This window comes from Gluconacetobacter tumulisoli (genome assembly GCF_014174155.1).
GTDB classification, from domain to species: Bacteria; Pseudomonadota; Alphaproteobacteria; order Acetobacterales; family Acetobacteraceae; genus Gluconacetobacter; species Gluconacetobacter tumulisoli.
Genome location: NZ_JABEQM010000009.1, coordinates 106,933 through 129,097, shown reverse-complemented (window position 1 = coordinate 129,097; position 22,165 = coordinate 106,933). Strand labels below are relative to the sequence as shown.

The 22,165-nt window shown below is 69.6% G+C and carries 15 protein-coding genes; 6 read left to right on the top strand and 9 right to left on the bottom strand.

Annotated elements, in window-relative coordinates:
• Positions 1 to 3 precede the first annotated feature (3 nt).
• Positions 4 to 768: a class II aldolase/adducin family protein gene (locus HLH28_RS12230; protein WP_182959491.1), complete on the top strand. Its 765-nt coding sequence runs from the start codon at positions 4 to 6 to the stop codon at positions 766 to 768.
• Positions 769 to 814: 46 nt separating this feature from the next.
• Here HLH28_RS12230 and HLH28_RS12225 read toward each other — a convergent pair whose 3' ends face one another.
• Positions 815 to 1,537, bottom strand: a complete 723-nt coding sequence (locus HLH28_RS12225; protein WP_182959489.1) for an MgtC/SapB family protein — start codon at positions 1,535 to 1,537, stop codon at positions 815 to 817.
• A 215-nt stretch (positions 1,538 to 1,752) separates the two neighbouring features.
• Between HLH28_RS12225 and HLH28_RS12220 the strand changes: the two genes are divergently transcribed.
• Positions 1,753 to 2,886, top strand: a complete 1,134-nt coding sequence (locus HLH28_RS12220) for a TIGR03364 family FAD-dependent oxidoreductase (RefSeq protein WP_182959487.1) — start codon at positions 1,753 to 1,755, stop codon at positions 2,884 to 2,886.
• 118 nt (positions 2,887 to 3,004) lie between these two features.
• Here HLH28_RS12220 and HLH28_RS12215 read toward each other — a convergent pair whose 3' ends face one another.
• Entirely contained in the window at positions 3,005 to 3,313 is a 309-nt protein-coding gene (locus HLH28_RS12215) for a hypothetical protein (protein ID WP_182959485.1), read from the bottom strand.
• A gap of 347 nt (positions 3,314 to 3,660) precedes the next feature.
• Between HLH28_RS12215 and HLH28_RS12210 the strand changes: the two genes are divergently transcribed.
• The 4 genes from HLH28_RS12210 (at position 3,661) to HLH28_RS12195 (ending at position 12,340) form a co-directional block, all read left to right on the top strand.
• A complete protein-coding gene (locus tag HLH28_RS12210; protein WP_182959483.1) occupies positions 3,661 to 4,050 on the top strand; it encodes a VOC family protein in 390 nt (129 codons plus the stop codon).
• 117 nt (positions 4,051 to 4,167) lie between these two features.
• Positions 4,168 to 4,956, top strand: coding sequence for a class I SAM-dependent methyltransferase (locus HLH28_RS12205; RefSeq protein ID WP_182959481.1), 789 nt, complete (start codon positions 4,168 to 4,170; stop codon positions 4,954 to 4,956).
• A 79-nt stretch (positions 4,957 to 5,035) separates the two neighbouring features.
• Positions 5,036 to 6,223 (top strand): alpha/beta hydrolase, encoded by a 1,188-nt coding sequence (locus HLH28_RS12200; RefSeq protein WP_246396096.1) that lies wholly within the window; start codon positions 5,036 to 5,038, stop codon positions 6,221 to 6,223.
• 138 nt (positions 6,224 to 6,361) lie between these two features.
• Entirely contained in the window at positions 6,362 to 12,340 is a 5,979-nt protein-coding gene (locus tag HLH28_RS12195; protein WP_246396077.1) for a DUF4011 domain-containing protein, read from the top strand.
• A gap of 16 nt (positions 12,341 to 12,356) precedes the next feature.
• Here the strand turns inward: HLH28_RS12195 and HLH28_RS12190 are convergent, their stop codons facing one another.
• The 7 genes from HLH28_RS12190 to HLH28_RS12160 form a co-directional block, all read right to left on the bottom strand.
• A complete protein-coding gene (locus HLH28_RS12190) occupies positions 12,357 to 13,622 on the bottom strand; it encodes a GNAT family N-acetyltransferase (RefSeq protein WP_246396075.1) in 1,266 nt (421 codons plus the stop codon).
• Positions 13,623 to 13,891: 269 nt separating this feature from the next.
• A complete protein-coding gene (gene panB, locus HLH28_RS12185; protein ID WP_182959477.1) occupies positions 13,892 to 14,722 on the bottom strand; it encodes a 3-methyl-2-oxobutanoate hydroxymethyltransferase in 831 nt (276 codons plus the stop codon).
• Between the two features lie 53 nt (positions 14,723 to 14,775).
• Positions 14,776 to 15,348, bottom strand: a complete 573-nt coding sequence (locus HLH28_RS12180; protein WP_182959475.1) for a GNAT family N-acetyltransferase — start codon at positions 15,346 to 15,348, stop codon at positions 14,776 to 14,778.
• The gene (locus HLH28_RS12175; protein ID WP_220790067.1) at positions 15,345 to 16,196 is read right to left on the bottom strand and encodes an EamA family transporter; all 852 of its coding nucleotides are present in this window, start codon (positions 16,194 to 16,196) and stop codon (positions 15,345 to 15,347) included. Before HLH28_RS12175 ends, HLH28_RS12180 begins: the two co-directional genes overlap by 4 nt.
• A 128-nt stretch (positions 16,197 to 16,324) precedes the next feature.
• Positions 16,325 to 18,637 (bottom strand): AsmA family protein, encoded by a 2,313-nt coding sequence (locus HLH28_RS12170; protein ID WP_182959473.1) that lies wholly within the window; start codon positions 18,635 to 18,637, stop codon positions 16,325 to 16,327.
• Between the two features lie 150 nt (positions 18,638 to 18,787).
• Positions 18,788 to 21,322 (bottom strand): mechanosensitive ion channel domain-containing protein, encoded by a 2,535-nt coding sequence (locus tag HLH28_RS12165; RefSeq protein ID WP_182959471.1) that lies wholly within the window; start codon positions 21,320 to 21,322, stop codon positions 18,788 to 18,790.
• A 458-nt stretch (positions 21,323 to 21,780) separates the two neighbouring features.
• Positions 21,781 to 22,047: a hypothetical protein gene (locus HLH28_RS12160; protein WP_182959620.1), complete on the bottom strand. Its 267-nt coding sequence runs from the start codon at positions 22,045 to 22,047 to the stop codon at positions 21,781 to 21,783.
• Positions 22,048 to 22,165 lie beyond the last annotated feature (118 nt).

The window sequence follows — 22,165 nt, the reverse complement described above, 5'->3', positions numbered from 1 at the left end:
CCGATGTCCGATCCCATCCACGCCGTCCCGCCCGGCGGCGCGTGCGACGAGGCGGCCCTGCGCGTCGACCTGGCTGCCGCCTATCGCATCCTGGCGCAGGAAGGGCTGGACGACGGGGTGTTCAACCACCTGTCCTGCGCCATCCCGGCCGAGCCCGGTCACTTCCTGCTGAAGCCCTTCGGGCCGCTGTTCGAGGAGGCGACGGCCTCGGGCCTGATCAAGATCGATCGCACCGGGACGATCGTGGCCGGCGCCGGGCATTGGGAACCCACGGCCTTTCATATCCATTCCCGGATTCACGCCGCCGTGCCGCGCGCGGCCTGCATCATGCACAGCCACATGCCCTATGCCACCGCCCTGACCGGGCTGGAGGACATGCGCCTGCTGCCGTTCAACCAGAGCGCCATGCGCTTCGTCGGCCGTGTCGCGTATCTGGAAGCCTATGACGGGCTGGTCCTGGACGAGGCGGCGGCCGACCGCGTGGTTGCGGCGCATGCCACCCACGACATCGTCCTGATGGCCAATCACGGCGTCCTGGTGATCGGGCCCACGATCGCGGAATGCCTGTACGACCTGCATTATCTGGAGATCGCCGCGCGGGACCAGTGGCTGGCGCGGACAATGGGCCAGCCCTTGCGCATGATCGATCCGGCCGTCGTCGCCCACGCCGCGCGGCAGATGGTGGCGGAACGCAAGATGTCCGCCGCCGTGCATCTGGCGGCGATGAAGCGGCGACTGGACCGGACGCTGCCAGGCTACGCCTGGTAGGAAGCCGTTTCAAAGGGCGGTCTTGCCGGCGGGGGGGGGGAGGCCGCTATTCCATCTCATCATCGTCGGAGGTGCCGATTGCCGTCACGCCTTCGATGTCCGACAGGTCGGCGATCAGGTGGGCCACTGGCCGTTTGCCCTTGACCTGCATCGACAGCGTCACGCCCCCGGCCTGCGGCGCATCGCCCGGGTGGCCGTCGCGTTCGACGCGGACATGGTCGATCGCAAAGCGCAGGCGGGTGCACTCCACTAGGATCAGCCGCAAGACCCCGCGCCCGTCGAGATACGACACGGTCAGGGTCGTCGTCGTCCGCCGTGCCTGCGGAATGAAGCGCAGCAGCCGGGGAAAGACGAACATGATGACGAAATGGCCCAGGGTCGTGGCGACCGCCAATGCCAGCAGGCCCGCGCCGCAGGCCATGCCCAGCGCCGCCGTCAGCCAGACCGATGCCGCCGTCGTCAGGCCGCGCACGACGTTGCGCCGCATGAAGATGACCCCGCCGCCGATGAAGCCGATGCCCGAGACCACCTGGGCGGCGACCCGCGACGGGTCCAGGACGACGCGGCCGCTGTCCAGGACGTTGGTGAACCCGTATTTCGAAACCAGCGTGAACAGCGCGGCGGCGACGCCGACCAGGGTGTAGGTGCGCAGCCCCGCGCTTTTCTGGCGGATCTCGCGCTCCAGCCCGACCAGGCCGGACAGGAGGAACGCGAGCGCGAGTTCTCCCAGTTGCAGGATCCCCTGTCCGGGCAGGCTGGAAACGGCCATGGGGCGTGTCGCCTCCTTCTCTATACTCTCGACATACTCTCGACAGGTCCGGGTCTTCTACGTGCCGGGGCGGGCCGGGTTGGTCCCCGGGCTGCTTTTCGGCTGCCCGCAAGCGTATCGAAAATATTTATAATACTATCGACAATATCGATTTTACATGAATTCCTTCCCGAACGCATGGTGCCCCATCGCGGATCAGGGCGGGAAGACAAGGCATGAAGCATGCGAAGCAGGTGTTCGATCTGGCGGTCGTGGGGGCCGGAATTTGCGGCCTGGCCCACGCGCTGGCCGCCGCCCGGCGGGGCAAGCGGGTGGTGGTCATCGATCGCGATCTGGCCGCCTCCGGGGCGTCGATCCGCAATTTCGGCCTGATCACGGTGACGGGCCAGGCCGCGGGCGATTGCTGGGACCATGCGTTCCGCTCGCGCCAGGTCTGGGCCGAGGTGATGGAGCAGACAGGCATCGCCTCGCCGCAGACCGGGCTGCTGGTCGTCGCCCGCCGGCCGGAGGCGCAGGCCGTTCTGGAGTCCTTCGCCGGGACCGACATGGGACGGGCGTGCCGCCTGATGCGCCCCGCCGACATCGCGGCCGCCTATGACGGGCTGCATGCGGATCGGTTTGCCGGCGCACTGTTCTCGCCGCATGAAATCCGCGTCGAATCGCGCGAGGTCATCCCCCGCCTGGCGGACTGGCTGGCGCAGGCGTACGGCGTGGTGTTCATGCGTGGCGTCACGGTGTTCGACGTCGTCCCGCCGATCCTGGAGACCAGCCAGGGCCCGATCTGGGCCGAGGCCACGGTGATCTGCCCCGGCGACGATTTCCGCACCCTGGCGCCGGATCGCCTGGCGGCCTACGGCCTGACGCGCTGCAAGCTGCAGATGCTGCGCCTGCGCCCGGCGCGCCACGATCCGCGCCTGCCGGCGATCATGTCCGACCTGGGCATGGTACGCTATGGCGGCTATGCGGCCCTGCCGGAGGCCGGGGCGCTGCAGGGGCGGCTGATGGCCGAACAGCCCGATCATCTGCGCCACGGCATCCATCTGATCGCTGTCCGGTCGGAAGACGGGTCGATGGTGGTCGGGGATTCGCATCGCTATGGCCCGTCGCCCGACCCGTTCGGCGCGACGGAAATCGACGATCTGATCCTCGACGAATATCGCGCGGTGTTCGATGACCGGCCGCAGGTCACCGAGCGCTGGACCGGCACCTATGCCTCGGCCGAGGGACGGTGGATGCTGAGAGACCGGCCGCGCGACGACGTGCGGATCGTCGTCATCACCAGCGGCACGGGCGCCAGCACGTCCTTTTCGATCGCCATCGACACGATCGAGGAGTTGTGGGGATCGTAGAGGTCAGGCCGGTCGTGCCGTCCGCACCTTCATATTCCACGTCACGTCGCCCGGGGCGGTGTACATGATCGTGCCTTGTCGTGCGGGCGCTGGCGCTGCTCTATTGCAGGGTCTTCGATCAGGGGCTTCGATGCTGATCTGTCCCGGAGCTTGCGTTGCCCGGGTCGATGAGGAGCACAGTGCCGACGGATTGGAATAAGCCCGTCGTCTGCGTATCGGGCGTCGTGCTTGGTGTCTCGTCGGCCGCCTGGCCGAAGAGGATGCCGTCGTTCTCACAAAAGAGCGGATCAAATGGGAAGCGGTACCGCCGGATTTTCCCAGGGAACTGAAAATCGCCACGGTTTACGGCAATACATTCGACCCGGAATTTTTTATTCGCGTGAAAATGCTGCCATATTCGCGGGTTCGTAGATGCAAGATCTGGCATCGATGGGGCGTCTGCCGAAAGGTAATCCGTATGCCCGTTGGACAGGAAATTCCTGTAAAATACTGGAAATGTATGGAATTCGACCTTTCGGTATGACCTATGTCAATCCAGCGGACGACCCATCCAAGGCGAGATAACAGGCTATTTCGAGAATGTGGACTGGCGGCGATCCGACGTGTGTTCTGCGCGCCGTGGCGTGCAGGCTGTCGAATTCCGTCATGTCGTGTATATGAATTTCAAGGAGAGGCAGATAAAAGTTTTTTCTTCCTTTTCTTCAGAAAAAGAAGAAGCACTTTTCCCTTGAAAGACATCCGCAGCCATCAGGGTGCATAACGGGCCCCATTGCCATGAAACTCGGATATACGATCATCTATGTTGCCGACGTTCGTGCGACCGTCGCTTTTTACGAACAGGCGTTCGGCCTGGAATGTCGCTTCGTCCACGAGAGCGGCCTTTATGCAGAAATGGAGACGGGCGACACGACGCTCGCCTTTGCCGGGGAGCCGATGGCCGACATGAACGGGCTTGCCATTCGACCCAACAGGCCGGCCGATCCTGCAGCCGGATTCGAAATCGCCCTTGTCACGTCCGATCCGCATGCGGCCTATGCCGCGGCGGTGGCCGCCGGCGCGGCCGGGATCAAGTCCCCGGTCGAAGCGCCGTGGGGACAAACGATCGGTTATGTGCGGGACCTCAACGGATGTCTGGTCGAAATCTGCTCCCCGCCTGGAAAGTAAATTCGGGGTGAAGGGAAAACGGCGTCCTGCAAGCAGGGGTGGCGTGTTCGTGCGCGGGGTGGCCAGCGTGGCCATTCCTGTTACGCTCCGGGTCGAATAGTGCAAGGGGGCAAATCCATGGCCGTTCGCAGGTCTTTCGTTACTTTGGCCGTTGTCGCGGCGCTTGGCGCGGGGGCGGTGCCGCCCGCTGCCGCGCAGTCTGCCTTGGCTCTCTCTCGGCGCGGCGCGAGTGTCGGCCTTGCCGCGGCACTGGGGAATGCCGACCGGCCCGAGGCGGACCGAGCAGCGGATGCCAACCGCAAGCCTGCCGGCCTGCTTGCGTTTGCCGGGCTCCGGCCCGGGATGAATGTCGCGGATATCATGCCCGGGAAGGGCTATTTCACGCGGATCTTCAGCAATGCCGTCGGCGCGAAGGGCCATGTCTGGGCCGTCGTTTCGGCCGCACGGGTGGCGCAGAAACCGGATGCCGCGGATGCGGTCAAGGCGATTGCCGCCGATCCGGCCTTCGGCAACGTCACGGCGCTGGTCCAGCCGCTGGACGCGATCAGCATTCCCAAGCCGCTGGACCTTGCGTGGACATCGCAGAATTATCACGACGTCTATTATGGCGTCGGGGCCGATGCGGCGCTTGCGCTCGACAAGGCGGTTTTCGCCGCCCTTCGTCGGGGCGGGATTTTCATGGTTGTGGATCATGTGGCCAATCCGGGCATGAGCCCGGACGATGTCCGCCCGCTGCATCGGATCGATCCGGCTATCATCCGTCAGCAGGTCGAGGCCGCCGGGTTCCAGTTCGAGGGCCAGAGCGGAATTCTGGTCAATCGGCAGGATACGCATACCCTTACCGTCTTCGACCCGGCGATTCGCGGCCATACCGACCAGGTTGTACTGAAATTCCGCAAGCCGTAGTCCTTCACTGGTTTTTTCTTCTTCTCTTCTCTCGTCCCCGCCGGCCGGAGCCTTCCTCATGAAACGATTGCCTGTCCTGATGATCGGCGCGCTGATGCCCGTCCTGGCCGCGTGCCAGAATGCGGCGTCTCCCGCCCCGGCCGCCGTGGTGCAGCGCGCCCCGGCGGCGGGCAGCCTGACCGCGCAGGCCCCGCTTGCGGTCGCGGACAGCGTGCCGGGCGCGGCGGATGCCCTGACGATCACCTATCTGTCGACCGATGGCGTGACCGGATCGGGTCTGGTGCCGGTGACGGGCGAAGTGATCTATCCGGCCGGGCCGGCGCCGGCGGGTGGATGGCCGATCGTGGCCTGGGCGCATGGCACGGTCGGCATTGCCGATAGCTGCGCGCCGTCCCGCAATCCGCATTCCGCGCGCGACCAGGCCTATCTGGCCGAATGGCTGCGCCGGGGCTTCGCGATCGTTGCCACCGACTACCAGGGCTTGGGCAGCGATGGCACCCATCCCTATCTGAACGCGCGCGCCGAGGCCTACAGCGTGCTCGACGGCGTGCGCGCCGCCCTGTCCGGGCTGCCGGACCTGCGCAACCGGATCATGATCGTCGGCCAGTCGCAGGGCGCCGGCGCCGCGTTCGCGGCAACCGCCTATGCGCCGGACTATGCGCCCGCGCTGGATATTCGCGGCACGGTGGCGACCGGTATTCCCTACATGACGCCGCAGATCGCGAAGGCGCTGACGGCCCGGGCGCACGGGGCCGGGAAGGCAGCGTCCAGGAACGGGGAGGCTGATCCCCTGGTGGCTTATGCGCTGCTGATGGGCGCATCCAAGGCCGGGCTGGACCCGTCCTTCGACGCGTCGGCGGCCTTCACCCCCCGGGCGATGAGCGCGTTTCATGCGGCATCCACGCTCTGTTTTCCCGGCCTGTTCGATCTGATCAAGGCGGAACATCTGACGCAGGCCAATGCCTTCACGCCGGGGGTGGGGGTCGCCCTTGCGTCGAGTTTCCGTGCCATGGCGTTTCCGACCCTGAAGCTCCGGACGCCGCTTTTCGTCGGTACGGGCGCCCGGGACCGGGACGTCGCCCCGGATGGGCAGCTTCTGCTGGTGAAGGATGCATGCCGGGCCGGAACGATTGTCCAGGCGCATCTCTACAAGAGACTGGACCATTCACAGACGGTGATGGCGTCCGTTCCGGATTCAGCCGCCTTCACCCGGGCCGTCATGGCGGGGGAAGCGGTCGAACCGTCCTGCGCGCCCGCCGGCCAGTGAGGCGGGACGACCGGGCTTGTCTATTTGGAAGGGATCGCCCAGACTGATTTGCACCGAAATATCAATGCGTTCCCGCCAGCCTGCCCCCGATGGTCGCGGCCGAACGGGGCAGCATGCCAGCAGCTGAAGGTACCCCCGATGGACGCGATGCTCGAACACGATCCCGAGGGCATCGCGGAAGAACGGCCCGTCGAAACGGCGACACTCCAGATCGTCCTGCAAGAGGCTGTCAACGCCAGCCTGTGGGAGAACAGCGTCCCGATCCTCGAGGAACTGGCGTTCGAGAACAGGAGCGAAACCGAATATCCGCTCGTCGACATCTCGATCACCAGCGAGCCGCCGTTCCTGCGGCCGCGTTCGTGGCGCCTGCAACAGGTCGGGGGCCGTCAGCTTCGCCTGGTGAGCGAACGCGACCTCACGCTCGACGGCACGCTGCTCTCGGCGCAGACGGAAGCCTCTCGCGCCACAGTCAGCTTCGTTGCGCGTGCCGGCGGGCGGGAGCTTGCGCGGAGCACGCACGACATCCGGGTCCTGGCCCGCAACGAGTGGGGCGGCCTGTCCGGCATACCCGACATTCTTGCCGCCTTCGTCCTGCCGAACGATCCGGCGATCGCCCGGATCCTGCGGAATGCGTCGGATATCCTCCGCGGCGCGGGGCAGTCCCCCGCGCTGGAAGGGTACCAGGGGGACAAGACCCGCGTGTGGGCCCAGGCACAGGCCATCTGGTGCGCGATCTGCGGTCTGGATATCGCATATATCAATCCGCCGGCCTCCTTCGTCGATCACGGCCAGCGTATCCGCCTGCCGAGCCAGGTGGTCGACGAACGCCTGGCGACGTGTCTCGATACCACCGTGCTGTTCGCCGCCTGTCTGGAGGCGGCGGGCCTCCGGCCGCTGATCGTCCTGACCAGGGGGCACGCGTTCGCCGGTTTCTGGCTCTCGCAGCAGGATGCGGGTGCGTCGATCGTCCAGGACCTGCCGGCCATCCGGAACAGGCTGAAGCTCGATGACCTGCGCGTGTTCGAAACGACATTGGTGACCGCGGCACGCAAGCCGGGTTTCGCCGCGGCGTGCGAACGGGGAGAGAGCAATCTTCGCGAAGGCAATGGCGCGGACGAGAGCGATTTTCGTGAAATCATCGATATCCATCGCGCGCGCCTGCGCCGCATCCGGCCCCTGTCCACTTCGGTATCACCTGCCGAGGACACGGCCGGGGACGGTCTGGAAGACGCTTCCGAACAGCCTGCCTTCGACCCCCCGCCCGTCCTGCGCGAGGACCGGGAGGAAGAGCGCCTGCCCGAGGGGCCGGAGGATCGCGTGCAGCGCTGGTGCAACCGCCTGCTCGACATGTCGGCGCGCAACCGTCTTCTGAACCTGCCGAAGTCGGATCGACAGCTTATCGAGATCGACTGCCCGGATCCGGCCGCGCTCGAAGACCTGGTGGCCGACATGCGGGCCGGCGGGAAAGGCAAGCCGCTCCGCTTCGTTGCGGCGCCGGGCCTGATGGATGAGGACGATCCGCGGAGCAAGGCGCTCCATCAGGACCGCCATCATGAAGACGCGGCGCGGGCCTATGCGATGGAGGCGCTGGGCCGCCGGGAGCTGGTGGTCCAGCGCCGGGAGGCCAGGCTTCAGGACGCGCTGACCGAGATCTACCGCCATGCCCGCGCGACCGAGCAGGACGGCGGCACCAACGTGCTCTTCCTGACGATCGGGGCGGTCGCCTGGACGGCCCGGGACAAGGCGAAGCCGTATCTTGCGCCGCTGATTCTCGTCCCCGTGATCCTGGAGCGCGCCAGCGTCAAATCGCCCTTCACCTTGCGCGCGCATGGCGATGAAAGCCGGATCAACACGACGCTGCTGGAGATGTTGCGCACCGACTATGACATCCGCATTCCCGCGCTGGAGGGGGACGCCCTGCCGGAAGACGGAGCCGGCCTGGACGTTCCGAAGATCATCGAGGCCTTCCGGCTTCACCTGCGGCATGTTCCGGGCTGGGAAATCCGCGAGCATGTCAGCCTGACGACGCTGAGCTTCGCGAAATTCCTGATGTGGAAGGATCTGCTGGAACGGCGGGCGCAGCTGGGCGCGAACGATGTCGCGAACTGCCTGCTCAACGGGGTGCAGGATCGCGCGGCGGAGGGACGCCCGCCTGCGGCCGGTTTCGACGCGTCGCAGGATCTCGACGATGCCCTGGCCCGGGCCGACCTGGTTTGTCCGATGGAAGCGGATTCGTCGCAGCTCAAGGCCGTGGCGCGCGCCGCGGCGGGCGAGAATTTCGTGCTGATCGGACCGCCCGGCACCGGCAAGAGCCAGACGATCGCCAACATCATCGCAAATACCCTGGCCCAGGGCCGGACTGTCCTCTTCGTCGCGGAGAAACGGACGGCGCTGGAAGTGGTCCGGGCGCGGCTGGCCAAGCTCGGCATTGCGGAGTTCTGCCTCGACCTGTTCTCGCCCAAGGCGAACAAGATGGAGGTGCTGCAACAGTTCCAGGCGGCACAGACCGTTCTGGAGCGCTTCCAGCCCGGGGAATATGAGCGTACCAAACTGTCCCTGGACGATCTCCGGGCGGAGCTGAATGCCTACGTCCGCGAACTTCACGTCGTCCGGCGCAATGGCTGGACGCCCTATCAGGGGGTCGGCGCCACGTTGCGCGCCCAGGAGGCGTCGGTCGTGCGGGTGCCGCTGGTCTGGCCCGACGCCGATACGCATACGAAGGCGGATTACGAGCGTCTGGTGGAATCCGCCGGCAATCTCGCGACATTGTACGAGCGCATCGGCGATATCGTCATGTCGCCGCGGCTGGCCGGCCTGGACCACGCGGACTGGTCGCCCCTGTGGGAGGCGCGCCTGCTGGATGCGGTCAACGCCGCCCTTTCGGCGCTGGAGGCCCTGCAGCGCGCCGCGCGCGACGTGGCGGAGGCACTGGCCCTGAAGGCCGATGACCTGTCGCAGGATCGCCTGGCCCGGATCGACGGGTTGTGCGCGTCGTTCCTTCGGCCGGAAGCCGCGGCGTGGGCCTTCGGAGACACCGCGCAGGAAAGCCGCGACGCGGCCTGTGCCGAACGCGAGCACGTCGCGCGTCATCGCCTGCTGGCCGACGCCCTGGGCGGGCGCTGGCATGAGAGCGTGAATACTCTGCCCCTGGCCGGCATTCTGGAAGAATGGCGCGCAAGCAAGGAGAAATGGATTCTGTCGCGTTCCATGGCGCAGAAGGCCATCCGCAAGCGGCTGGCGCCTCACGCGGCCGCCCTGCCCGAGGATTGCGAGAGCGATCTTGCCCATCTCGTCGAGAGCGCCGCGATCGCGGCGAAACTGAATGCGGCCCCCCATGGCACGGATATCGGCGATCTGTGGCGTGGCCTCGATACCGATTTCGATCGGATCGACACGGTCTTCGACTGGGGGCGGAAGGCGCGGACCTGCCTGGGCGGATGCCTGGACGACACGGCCGCCCTGCTGGCCGCGCGCGCGCATCTGAGGACGCTTCTGGCCGAGGGCCGGGATCTGCTGGACGAGGGCGGCCGCGTCCATCTGGCGATGACGCGCTATCGCGCGGCGTTTGCGACCCTCATGACGGCGATGGAGAGTCTGGGGCGTTGCAGCGGCAGCGATGCGGGCGCGCTGGTCGATCCGAAGACGGCGGCGTGGCCGGAACGGCTGGCCGGGCGGCTGCGCGGCTGGAAGGACGCCGCGCGCGAATTGCGCGACTGGTGCTCCTGGCGCCGGGCCTGTCACGAGGCGTCCCATCTTGGCCTCTCGCCGCTGGTCGAGGCGATCGAACAGGGGATCGTCGCGGGCGACGATGTCGTCCCGGTGTTCGAGGCGAACTATGCGCGCTGGTGGACCATGCATGCCGTCAGCGATTCCCGGCTGCTGAGCGGTTTTGTCGCCGCGACGCATGAAGGGCGGATCCTCCGGTTCCGCGAACGCGACGAGAAGCTCAAGACCCTGGCCGCCCAGCTGATCCGGGCGCGGCTGGCCGGCCAGATCCCCGATGAAACCGCGCGGCAGCATGACCCGGAATACAAGGTCTTGACGCGCGAGATGGCCAAGAAGGCCCGCCATCTGCCGGTGCGGCAACTGGCCGAGAAGATGCCCAGGGCCCTGCGGACGCTGACCCCGTGCCTGATGATGAGCCCGCTGTCGGTCGCGCAGTACCTGCCGGCCGATGCCGCGCCCTTCGACCTGGTGATCTTCGACGAGGCGTCCCAGATCGCGACCTGGGATGCGATCGGGGCGATCGGCCGGGGCAGGCAGGTCGTTGTCGTGGGCGATCCGAAGCAATTGCCGCCGACGGATTTCTTCGCCCGGGGCAGGGGCCCGGACGAAGGGGGCGCATCGGACGAAATGACGGATCTGGATTCCATCCTCGACGAATGCATCGGGGCCGGAATCCCGGCCATCAGCCTGGCCTGGCATTATCGCAGTCGTCACGAGAGCCTGATCGCGTTCTCGAACCAGGCTTACTACGGCGGCGATCTTGTGACGTTCCCGTCCCCGGTTACCGCGGATCGGGCCGTGTCGTTCCGCTTCGTACCCGACGGCGTTTACGAGCCGGGCCGGAATGGATCGCATACCAACCCCGCCGAAGCGCGGATGGTCGTCGCCGAGGCGCTGCGCATCCTGCGCGACGGGCGCGGCAGGTCGGTCGGTATCGTCACGTTCAACGGCGAGCAGCAGAAGCGGATCGTCGATCTTCTCGACGCCGAGGTGCGGAAGGACCCCGGCCTCGAGAGGTTCATCGGCGAGAAGGCGGACGAGCCGCTCCTGATCAAGAATCTCGAGAACGTGCAGGGCGAGGAGCGGGACGTCATGCTGTTTTCGCTCACCTACGGGCCGGATGCCGCGGGCAGGATCTCGATGAATTTCGGCCCCCTGAACCGGGACGGGGGTGAGCGCCGCCTGAACGTGGCGATCACGCGCGCGCGCGAGCAACTGATCGTCTTCGGGTCGCTGCGCGGCAACCAGATCGCGGTTGAGCGTACGCAGGCGCTGGGTGTGCACGACCTGCGCAGGTTCCTGATTTTCGCCGAGCATGGCGCGACGGCGCTCTGCGGCGCGCACGAAGGGTCGGTCGGCGGCTTCGACAGTCTCTTCGAGGTCGAGGTGGCCCGGATGCTGCGGGCGAAGGGCTGGGACGTGGTCACGCAGGTCGGCGTATCGGGCTTCCGCGTCGACCTGGGCGTGGTCGATCCCGACCTGCCCAGCACGTTCCTGGCCGGCGTCGAGTGCGACGGCGCGACCTACCACCGCAGTGCCACGGCCCGCGATCGGGACCGGCTGCGCCAGGCCGTCCTGGAAAACCTGGGCTGGAACGTGATTCGCATCTGGTCGACCGATTGGTGGACCAATGCGCCGCGGGAGGTCGAGCGTGTCGATCTGGCGTTGCGGGCGTGCCTGGACACGGCGCGGAAGGCGCGGGCGGAACAGGCGGAACGCGACCGGGCGGAGGCGGAGGCACTGCCGGCCCCGGCGCTTGAACGGGAGGAGGTGGACGATCCGGCGGTCGCCGACGACGACACGCCGCTTCCCGTGCCGTCGGATGTCGCCCCGGTGCGGCCCGTACCGCGCGCCGAGCCGGAGCCCGGGCCGCCTTATGCGCGGGTGCCGGGCCAGGTCGCCGATGAAACGCCCGATCAGTCGCGTTTCGCGGACGATAACTACCTGCCGACGCTGACACGACTCATCGTTCGCGCGCTGAACGGCGCGGGAGTGATGCGCGAGGACCTGCTCATCCAGTCCGTATCGCGCGACCATGGGTTTGGGCGTGCGGGGCGCGAAATCCGGGAACGCATCCAGCGTGCAATCCCGGCGACTGTGACGCGCACCGAGGAAGAGGTCGGGGTGTTCCTATGGTCGGGCGATCATGCCCCCGACGCAGGGGCGTCGTTCCGGTCTCTGACGGCTGGAAAGGCCGTGGATCCGGCGACGGTGCCGCTTGCGGCCCTGGTCGACCTCGCGACCGGTGCCATCGCCATCGACTGCCCGGACGAGGACGCCATTGCGCGCATGCGTGACGCCTGTGGCATGACCCGCATGGGCCAGGCAACGCGCGCACGGTTCGCCGTGGCCCTGAAGGAAGCGCGTGCCCGGGCGACGTCCCTTCCGTGAGGCGTCCTTCGCGCGATCAGGGCGTCAGGGGTTTTTCGTAGACCCGGTGGCGCTTGCACGGTTCGGGCACGATGCGTTCGATCAGGCGGCGCATCGGCATGTTGGTTTCCAGGATCCAGCCCAGTTCGATCATGCGATAGGGCAGCGTGCGGCCCCGGCGCATCAGTTCGCCGATGATCAGCGCCGGCAGGATGGCACCCAGCGCCGTGCCTTCCAGGTCCTTGCTGACGCCCAGCAGGATGACGCGGGCGGAATGGAAGCGATGGCGCAGCAGCCGCGTCGCCAGCCGGATCCAGCCGATCGGCGACGGCGCGCCGCCCAGGTCGCCGACGATGTCGTAGATGTTGGGCACCACCAGGGCCACTGCCACGGGCTCGCCCTTCTGTTCGATCAGCACGTAGTGCTCGGGGCGCAGCAGGGGCTTCATCTGCGCGACCAGGGCGGTGATGTCCTCGCGCGTCAGGTCGACGGCGCCCCAGCTTCGACGCCAGGCGTCGTTGTACAGGCGGCGCAGGATCTCGGCGTCCTCGGCCAGGCGGCCCTTGCGCAGGCCCCGCGTGGTCACGGTGCCCAGCCTGCCCTCGCCCAGGCGCAGGCCCGACGGCAGGGGCAGCGCGGCCTCGGCCTCCGGCCCCATCCGCATCTGGTAGGCCACCACGTCCATCGCCTTGGCGAAGCCGCAGGCCTCGACCAGTGGCGGCAGCCAGTGCGGGTGCCACGGCATGGCCACCATGGGGGGCATCTGCTGCCCTTCCACCATCAGGCCGTACTCGCCGTTATAGTTCAGCAGGAACGGGCCGCGCGCCGCCCGTGCCCCCTGGGCGCGCAGCCATGTGCAGGCGGCATCCAGCAGGGCGGTCACCACGGCGGCATCGTCGATGGCGTCCAGCGCGCCGAAGAAGCCGATCTTTTCGCCCTCGCGCGGTTCCACCAGATCGTCGATCTGCGCGGAGACACGGCCGACCGGCCGGCCGTCGCGCATCGCCAGGAAGAAGCGCGCGCGACCGCGCCGGAAGAACGCGTTCTTCCTGGGATCCACCAGGTCGCGCTGTTCCATGTCCAGCGGCGGGACATATCCGGGCTGGCCCGCATAGAGCCGTCGCGGCAGGGTGACGAAAACCGAGAGCAGGCGCTTGCCCTCGACGGGCACGATCGTGACGGGCGCCGAAGGCGCGGGCGTAGCGGGCGCGGCAGGCGCCGAAATGCCGGGTAAGGACGTGTCGGGGGCGGCGGATGATGTGTCGAGGGTCGCCGCCAGGGCAGAAGAACGTTCAATCTGCATGTATGAAGTCTGCCACCATCCCGATATCGCGGACGTCCGATATAATGGACCCGGCCCGGAACATACAGCCCGAAAGGGCGGCGGCGAACGAGTTATTTCCGGTGATGGGCCGGAACGATCGGCGCCCGGGAGCGGATGGCCGGGGGGCGTGGAGCGTGGAAAGGCCGGCCCTGGTCCGGACCCGGCAAGGACCTTGGCCCTTGCATCCCTTCGGGTGTCCGGGTGGGGCGGCCGCCAGGATTGCCGGCGGGGCGACTTCCGGAAGGCCTTCAGTCTTCACCCAGGGCGCGATCCAGTTCCTCCTGCTCCATCCGGGCGCTGTGGGCGGGGGTGGGGAAGGTGCCGGACCGGACCTCGTCCACATACTGGCGCAGGGCGGTCTCGATCGCCGTGCCGATTTCGGCATAGCGGCGGGCGTGGCGGGGCGATTTGCCGTCATACAGGCCCAGCACGTCGTGCCACACCTGCACCTGCCCGTCGCAGCCCGCGCCCGCGCCGATGCCGATCACGGGGATCCGCAGCCGCTGCGATACCGCCGCCGCCAGCGGGGCGGGCACCAGTTCCAGCACCAGGGCGAAGGCGCCCGCGGCCTCCAGCGCCAGGGCGTCGGCCAGCAGCCGCCGGGCCTCGGCCGCCTGTTTCGCCTGCACGCGCAGGCCCAGCGTGTGCTGCGCCTGCGGCGTCAGGCCCAGATGGCCCATCACCGGCACGCCCAGTTCGGTCAGGCGGCGGACGGTGGGAACGATCGGGGCGCCGCCTTCCAGCTTTATGGCCTGGACCCCGGCTTCCTGCATCATGCGGCGGGCGGCGGCGATGGCGTCGGCCTCGGTCGCGTAGGTCAGGAACGGCAGGTCGGCGACGACGAAGGCCCGGCCGGTGCCCCGCACCACGGCTGCAGCGTGGCGGATCATCTCGTCCAGCGTGACGGGCAGGGTGGTATCGTGGCCGTACACGACCATGCCCATCGAATCGCCGACCAGCAGGATCGGTACCCCCGCCCGTTCGGCCAGCCGGGCAGAGGGGAAGTCGTAGGCCGTCAGCATGACGATCCGCTGGCCCGCCTGCTTCATGGCCTGCAGGTCGAAGAGCGTGGTTCGCATCGGAGGATCCGCCTTGTCGTTGTGGGTCTGAATGGTTCCGGCCCTTGGGTGGGTCAAGGGCAATGCCCTGGCAGGATGGCGCGGCGCATGGCGCAGCGGCGGGACAGGCCGTGGGCGGCCTCCTCGGCCAGGATGGCGCGCAGGCGCGGGGTCAGCGTGTCGCCGTCCAGCAGGGCGAAGCCCGCGCGGGCGTAGAACGGGGCATTCCAGGGCACGTCGCGGAAGGTGGTCAGCGTCACGGCGGACAGGCCGTGGGCCGCCGCGTGCCGCGCGGCGCGGTCCAGCAGGCGTCGGCCCAGGCCGCGCCCCTGGCGGTCGGCGCGGACCGACAGTTCCCAGATATGCAGGACGGGGACGTGCGGGGGCGGCCCGTCCTCGGTCGCCGTGCCGGCGGTCAGGAAGCCGGTGAGGCCGCCTGCGTCCTCGGTCACCCAGCAGGTGCCCTGGCCGATCGCTTCCAGATGGGTGGCGGCGGGCATGACCTCGTGGTCGGCGATCCAGGCCAGGTCGGGCAGGGCCAGGAACGACGCGCCGGCCGAGCGTTCGATTGCGGGCAGGCCGGGCGCGTCCGCCGGGCGGGCGGGGCGCGGTGCGGCCGCTGGCGGGGGGGACGGCGTCCGCGTCATGCCAGGCGCAGCACGATGGCGCCGGTCGCGATCACGGCGGCGGCGGCCATGCGGGCGCGGCCGATCCGTTCGTGCAGGATCACGGCGGCGATCAGCATTGCGAAGACGATCGAGGTCTCGCGCAGGGCGGCGATGACGGCGATGGGCGCGCGGGTCATCGCCCACATCGTCAGTCCGTAGGACACCAGTGTCCCGGCCCCGCCGGCCAGGCCGGGCAGCAGGCCGGCGCGCAGGGCGCGCAACGCCCCCACCCCGCGCGTGGCCGCGATCCAGGCCAGCAGGGGCGGACTGGAGGCGAGGAAGATCCACAGCGTATAGGCCGCCGGCGCGCCCGACAGCCGGACCCCGGTGCCGTCGACCAGCGTATAGGTCGCGATCACCACCGCGTTCAGCAGCGCCATCGTCACGCCGGTGCGGCCGCCGTCATCCTGCCGCCCCAGGGTCAGAGCCAGCACCCCGGAACAGATCAGCGCGATGCCCGCCCAAGCCGGGCCGGGCAGGTCCATGCCCGCCCACAGGGCGCCGGCGCAGGCCACCAGCACCGGGGCGGTGCCGCGCATCAGCGGATAGACGCGGCCCATGTCCGCCACGCGATAGGCGCCGGCGACCAGCGCGTAATAGAAGATCTGCAAGACCATGGACGTTGCGATGTACGGCCAGCTGGCCCGTGCCGGCTGGTGCAGGAACGGCAGGATCGCGGCCGCGATAATACCGGCCGCCCCCGTCACCAGGGCGGTGGCCATCAGCTTGTCCTGGCCGCCCTTGACGATGGCATTCCATGTCGCGTGCATCGTGGCTGCGAACAGCACGACGGCGAAGATCCCGGCGGTCAGGTGGTCTGGCGTCATGGGCCGGCATCCGTGGGGAACGGGGTCGAGGGCGGGCCGGCGATCCCATCCGGCGTTCCGCGCCCGACATACCGCTTTTGGCGGCTGTTTGAAAATGCGTGCCGGCGGCGATCCGCGCGACGGGCGGATCAGGGGACGTTGCTGGGTTCCGGCGCCTGTTGCTGCCTCGCCCGCCATATCGCCTGGATTTCGGAGGGATCCAGCCTGTGTGGGTCGGACGGCCTGGGCCTGGCGCGAACGGGCGGGGGACGCCGGGGTTTGGCATGCGCATGATGGACCTGCCGGGCGGGGGCCGGTCTGGTGGGGCCGGGCTTGGTCGCGACTGGCCTGGCGGGCGCAGGCCTGGGCGGGGCCGGATGGGGTGCGGGGGTGGATTGCGGCGGTTTCGGTGGCGCGGCGGCGGTTGGGGAGGAAAGGGTGGCGCGGAGGAGGCGGGCGCAGGGCGAAGTCGCGTCGATGCCGGCCTGGGTCGTCGTCGGCGCGATCGGCAGCACGGCCGGCAGCAATGCCGGCGTCAGGGCGGCGAGATCCGGCCCGGTCGTTGTCGGAGGGGTGACGGTCTCGGCCGCCGGCAGGATCGACGGGTTCGCCAGCGGGCCGGTGAGGCGGGCGATGTAGGGGGACGACACCATCTGCGTCCCGTCGCCGGGTTTGGGCGGGGGATGGGCGGGTTGCGTCGCCAGCGTATAGTCGAGGGTGTCGCGGCGCAGGTCGACGGTGCCGCGCCCCAGCGTGCGGCCGGCGCCGGTTTCCAGCAGCGTGGCGACCGACAGCAGGCCGTCATGCAGCGGCAGGTCGGCGATGACGCAGCGTGCGTCGGTCGGGTTCGGAAATCCCAGCGCGGACAGGAGTGTGCGGCCGATGGGCCGCCCCAGCAGGGCAGGCAGCAGGGCGAACAGATTGCCGCCGCGGTCCAGCGCCAGCGTCATCCGGCCGCTGCCGTGCGCCAGCAGGCCGGCGGCCGACGCCCCCGTCGCCTCCAGGCGCGCATGGCCGCCGACGATGCCCGTGGCACCCGTGACGGCCGGAGCATCGGCTCCGTCGGTCGCGTTCGCGATCGTCCGCATGAGGCGCGCGAGGTCGACATGCGTGGCGTCGACGCGGACCCGCGTCCTGAGACCAGCCGGGATGGGGGGGGCGGTTGCGGCCAGGGTCATCACCCCGGCCAGCGTGCCGCCATCGAGGCCGGCTGCCAGCCGGTTTATGTCGAGCGTGCCGCCATGCAGGGCGATGTCGGCCTCGACGCTGTCCAGGGTGGCGGCCGGTCCGTCGATGCGCGCCGCGTGGTAGCGCAGGCGTGCCTCGATCGCGTGCAGCCAGGCGACGGGGATCGGCGTGGCGAGCGAGAGGTCCGGCGGGATGTCGGTCGCGTCGCGGGCGGCGGCGAGGAGGCCGGCCAGGTCCGCCAGGTCCACGCGGCGGGACTGCAGATCGGCGTCCAGGGCGGGCACGCGGCTGTGGAAATCGAGGCGCAGGGCGCCGTCGAGGTCGCTCGATCCCAGCTTGGCACGCATATTGCCCAGGCGCAGGGCGGCGCCGTCGTAATCCAGGGTGCCGGCGGTCGAATAGGCGGGCGTCGGGGGGATCGCCAAGCCGGCCAGCGGTCCCAGCAGGGACAGGTCGGGGCCGGATAGATGGAACGACAGATGCGCGCCGCCAAGGGCCAGCGGATTGACGAGGGTGCCCTCCAGCGCGGCCAGGGTCTGGCCGCCATGCATCGTCAGGTCGACGGGATAGGGGCGGCCGGCATCCGTCAGCGCCAGCACCGCGCCGCCGACGATATGCCCCTCGACCGGCCGGCCGGCGTAGCTGCCCTGCAGATCGGCGACGATCCGGCCCCCGTCGTCAGGGTCCGCCTCCCGGCCTCCGTCATGGTTCCCGTCGCGCGGCGGGGTGGTGTGCACTGCCAGCGTCAGGTCCACCCCGCGGGGGGCATCGACGAACTGCAGCTGGCCGTCCTCGACGCGCAGGTCGCGGATATCCGGCAGGGCGGGTCGCCTGGGGACGCGGGGGGACGGGCCGGCCATCATGTTGTCGGTGCCGTCGGCACGACGCGCGAGGTTGACCCGCAGCGTGTCGAAGGCGACGAGGGGAAAGGAGGCCTTGCGCCGGCGCAGATAGGTCCAGAGATCGAACGAGATGACGACGTGACGCGCGGTGGCGAAGGGCTGGCTCTGGTCCTCGAACCCCCAGGGCTGCTCGATGACCAGGTCGTCGAGGGTGGCGGTGACGACGCGTCCGGGCAGGATATGCAGGTGGGTGATCGTGGTTTCGCGGTCCAGCAGACCGGTCGCCCGGTCCTCGATCAGCGGCACGAACCAGTCCCACGACCAGGGCAGGACCACCAGCACGCAGATCAGCGCCAGGGCGGCCAGGTCCAGGATCCGGGCCAGGCGCGAGGGAGGCCTGCGCGGCAGGGAAGGGTGTGCCGCGCCCCTCATGCGCCGTGCCGCCGCCCCGGCCGGAGCGGGGAGGCGATCCGAGGGCCGACCGGTCGGGCGGGGCGTCTGGCGTGCATGTCCGGGGGGCAACGCGCCGGATGCGCGGCGGGTTGCGCCGCGCCGCGTCGTTCCGCCGGGAGAGGACGAGGGTCAGGCCGGCGGAGCGGCTGGAGGGTTGGCCGGGGGAACGGCCGGCGCAGGAGAGGCTGCTGGGGGTGAGGCTGCCGTGGGAGAGGCCGGCGGGGGAAGGAGTTCCACCGTGCTGACCGGGCGGGCCAGGCGGATGCCTTCCTGCGTGAAGCGCTGGACCAGGCGACGGTTGAATTCGCGCTGCACGCCCCAGCGGGCGGTGTCGGTGCAGCGCACCTGTCCGGCCAGGGTGACAGCCTGGGCCGACACCGCGTTGACGCCCCAGTATTCCAGGTCGCCCAGCATGCCGGGCGCGAAGGCCGGGTCCTGGCGCATGCCGGCGACGATGTCCTTCAGCACCGCGCCCGCGTGGTCGGCGTCCTGATCGGGGGCGATGTCCACGCTGACGGCGGCGTTGCCCAGACCGCGATTGGTGTTGGTCACGGTCGACACGGCGCTGAAGGGGATGATGTGGACCGATCCGTCGGCCGCGCGCAGGCGCAGGGTGCGGATCGACAGGGTTTCCACCGACCCGGACAGGCCGCCGGCGGTAACCCAGTCGCCGACCTCCATCGCGTTTTCCAGCAGCAGGAAGATGCCGGTGATGAAATCCTGCACCAGCTTCTGCGAGCCGAAGCCCACCGCCACGCCGATGATCCCGGCGCCCGCCAGCAGCGGCGCGATGTTCAGGCCGATCTGGCTGAGCATCGTCATGGCCACCACGATGATCAGGCAGACCAGAAGCACCGTCCGCAGGATGGGCGACAGGGTGCGCAGCCGCATGGCCCGCAGGCCCTGGTCGCTGGTGGTATAGCGTGTGATCTGGCGGTCCAGCACCGCGTTGACATATTCCCAGACCGCCACGCCGACCGCGAGCGCCACCAGGATGGTGCTGGCCGCGGAGACCAGGCGCCGGCCGATGCGGCCGTCGCCGAACCACTGGAACGCCGGCATCCCCCACGCCTGCAGCAGCGCGACCAGCCCCGCGGCCGCCAGCGCCCAGGCCAGGCCACGCCGGGCAAAGGGATAGTAGCGTGCGCCGCGCCGCGACAGGTCGGACAGATGGCCGTCCGTGTCGGGGCGTGGCCGGAACGTCCGGTCCAGCAGGCCGAACAGCAGGATGGCCAGCACGCGGAAGGCGACCAGGATGGCGGCAGCGGTCAGGGACAGGCGCCAGACCCGCAGGTAGCCGTCGGGGATCTGCGCGGCCCAGACCAGCCACAGCGCGAAATCCAGCACCAGCGCCACGATCCACCAGCGGTCGGCCAGCCCGTCGAAGACGCTGTTGGCCAGCCGCGGGTGGATCTGCCGCAGGGGACGCAGGACGTTGGCCACCGGCCGCCTGACCCGGACGATCAGGATGGCGAACAGCACATGTTCCACCAGGACGATCAGCCGCCCGATCGCATCCTGTCCGCGATCGGGCAGGTCCAGCACCTGGCCCGCATCGGCGACGCACAGGGCGATGATGGGCACCAGCGCCAGGGCCGTCATCCACCAGGCCAGGATGCCCGCCGTCTCGTCCCGCAGGGGCAGGGGGCGCAGGTGCGGCAGGCGGGGCGACAGCAGGGCGTCCAGCACGACGGTCACCAGCCGGGCGATGACATAGGCGTCCGCGACGATCAGGATGACGGCCAGCACGCGGGGCTGGTCCACCAGGGCCGGGGCGGCCAGGTTGGCGATGCCGAAGAACGCCGCCGGCGGCAGCAGGTCCAGCACCAGCCGCAGGGCGACCCATGGGGTCAGCCGCAGCGCCCGGGCCGTACGCCGCCGCAGACGGGCGTCACGTTCGCGCTGGGCCGCCGCCGCCCGGTCCGCATTGCCGTCGGGGTCGGGACGGGCGTCCGGGCCAGCGTTCGCCAGGGCGCCGGTCTCGCCGGGCTGGCGCGGCGCGGCGGGGGCCGGCAGGGGCGCGGGTGGGGGAGGCGACGCCGGCGGGGGCGCCGGGAGGCGGGTCGCCAGACGGGCGTCCAGCCGCCGTACCCGCCGTGCCAGGGGAATGGACAGGACGCGTTCCACCACGATCCCGGCCAGCATGACCAGCGCCAGCCGCCAGGACAGGCCGGTCAGGAAGGCGCGCGACCCGGGATGGCGGACCATGTGGCCGAACCATGTCCCGACATCGCGCAGGTCGACGAACAGGGCGCCGAACGTCCTGACCCTCTGGCCGACGGTCAGGGCGACACCGGTCAGCCCCGTCAGCATTTCGGCGCCGAGGCTGCCCGGGGCCAGCGCGATCCGGTCTGTGGCGGGCGGCGTTGCGGTGGTGGCGCCGGCCGGGGGAGCGGTCGGAGCGGCGGTCGGGGTGGGCGTGGCGCGGACCGGGGCGGCGGATGGCGGGACAGCGGGTGCCGCCGATGCGGAGGCGGCGGGAGCGGATGTGGCGGAGCCCCGGGTGGGGGCCGCCGCGACCACCGGCGCGTCGTGGAGGAGGGCCGGGTCCGGCAGGTCACCGAGCGTGCGCAGGTCCTGGAGGAAAGCCGCCCGGCGGTCCGGATCGCTCAACGTTCCGACCAGGTGCCGGATACGCGCCTGATCCATTTGGGCTCGGTCCATCTGGGCCCGGTCCGTTGGGGCCCTGTCCGTTTGGGTCTGGTCCGGCGTTGCGGTGGCGGGTGCGTCTGGGGCGGGCGATTGTGCCCGGCCGGATGCGAGCGGAAGCAGCAGGGCCACGCATGCCAGCAGCAGCAGGGCGCGCATTCCGCGCCGTCGGCCGGGACCGCGTCGTGGGAGAGTATGGGGGTCGGTGTGACGATGCCTGCCGCGTGCAGCCGCTTGCATTGAACCTCCTGGGGGCGAGGGGCGGCCAGGGCGGCGCGACATGGGTCCGGTAACAGGGGTCCGGTCGTCGCCGGCCCTTTCTCCGGCCGGGCCTGGCGGCCATGGTGAGGGGGGTGATGACAGGGTGGCGCGTCCGTGCCCGGCGGTCCGTCCCGACATCGTCGATGACGGGACAACGTGGCACGCGGCCCGTTGGTTGCCGGCGGCGACCGGGACGGGTCGGGCGGGTGGTGTCAGGCCAGCGGCAGATGGTCCGGATGGACGTGCCCGACCCGCAGCCGGATGACGCGTCCCAGGGCGTCGAGATCCGCCTGCACGCCCGGCATGATGTCGCGGATCGCCACCGTGGCGCGAGCCTGCGATGTCATGTCGATCACGGTCACGGGCATCGTCGGCGGCGTGGTGAGGGCGGGGGGCGAGCCGCCGCCGGGGAGTGGCAGGGGCGTCGCCATCAGGGGACCGGGCCCGCCTGGGGCCGGATTGCCGGGTGCGGCCTTCATGCAGCGGGCCTCCGTGCTGGGGTGTCGCCGCCGGGTGGCGGGTCGGACGCGATCGTCGCGGACATCGCGCCTCTTATTCCGGAACAGGCAGGCATGGCCGGGGTTTCCGGTGGTGGCG

Excerpts from the sequence above, each read along its gene's own strand:
- HLH28_RS12230 (WP_182959491.1), top strand. The coding sequence starts at position 4 with ATGTCCGATCCCATCCACGCCGTCCCGCCCGGCGGCGCGTGCGACGAG.
- HLH28_RS12225 (WP_182959489.1), bottom strand. The coding sequence starts at position 1,537 with ATGGCCGTTTCCAGCCTGCCCGGACAGGGGATCCTGCAACTGGGAGAA.
- HLH28_RS12220 (WP_182959487.1), top strand. The coding sequence starts at position 1,753 with ATGAAGCATGCGAAGCAGGTGTTCGATCTGGCGGTCGTGGGGGCCGGA.
- HLH28_RS12215 (WP_182959485.1), bottom strand. The coding sequence starts at position 3,313 with ATGCCAGATCTTGCATCTACGAACCCGCGAATATGGCAGCATTTTCAC.
- HLH28_RS12210 (WP_182959483.1), top strand. The coding sequence starts at position 3,661 with ATGAAACTCGGATATACGATCATCTATGTTGCCGACGTTCGTGCGACC.
- HLH28_RS12205 (WP_182959481.1), top strand. The coding sequence starts at position 4,168 with ATGGCCGTTCGCAGGTCTTTCGTTACTTTGGCCGTTGTCGCGGCGCTT.
- HLH28_RS12200 (WP_246396096.1), top strand. The coding sequence starts at position 5,036 with ATGATCGGCGCGCTGATGCCCGTCCTGGCCGCGTGCCAGAATGCGGCG.
- HLH28_RS12195 (WP_246396077.1), top strand. The coding sequence starts at position 6,362 with ATGGACGCGATGCTCGAACACGATCCCGAGGGCATCGCGGAAGAACGG.
- HLH28_RS12190 (WP_246396075.1), bottom strand. The coding sequence starts at position 13,622 with ATGCAGATTGAACGTTCTTCTGCCCTGGCGGCGACCCTCGACACATCA.
- panB (WP_182959477.1), bottom strand. The coding sequence starts at position 14,722 with ATGCGAACCACGCTCTTCGACCTGCAGGCCATGAAGCAGGCGGGCCAG.
- HLH28_RS12180 (WP_182959475.1), bottom strand. The coding sequence starts at position 15,348 with ATGACGCGGACGCCGTCCCCCCCGCCAGCGGCCGCACCGCGCCCCGCC.
- HLH28_RS12175 (WP_220790067.1), bottom strand. The coding sequence starts at position 16,196 with ATGACGCCAGACCACCTGACCGCCGGGATCTTCGCCGTCGTGCTGTTC.
- HLH28_RS12170 (WP_182959473.1), bottom strand. The coding sequence starts at position 18,637 with ATGAGGGGCGCGGCACACCCTTCCCTGCCGCGCAGGCCTCCCTCGCGC.
- HLH28_RS12165 (WP_182959471.1), bottom strand. The coding sequence starts at position 21,322 with ATGGACCGAGCCCAAATGGATCAGGCGCGTATCCGGCACCTGGTCGGA.
- HLH28_RS12160 (WP_182959620.1), bottom strand. The coding sequence starts at position 22,047 with ATGAAGGCCGCACCCGGCAATCCGGCCCCAGGCGGGCCCGGTCCCCTG.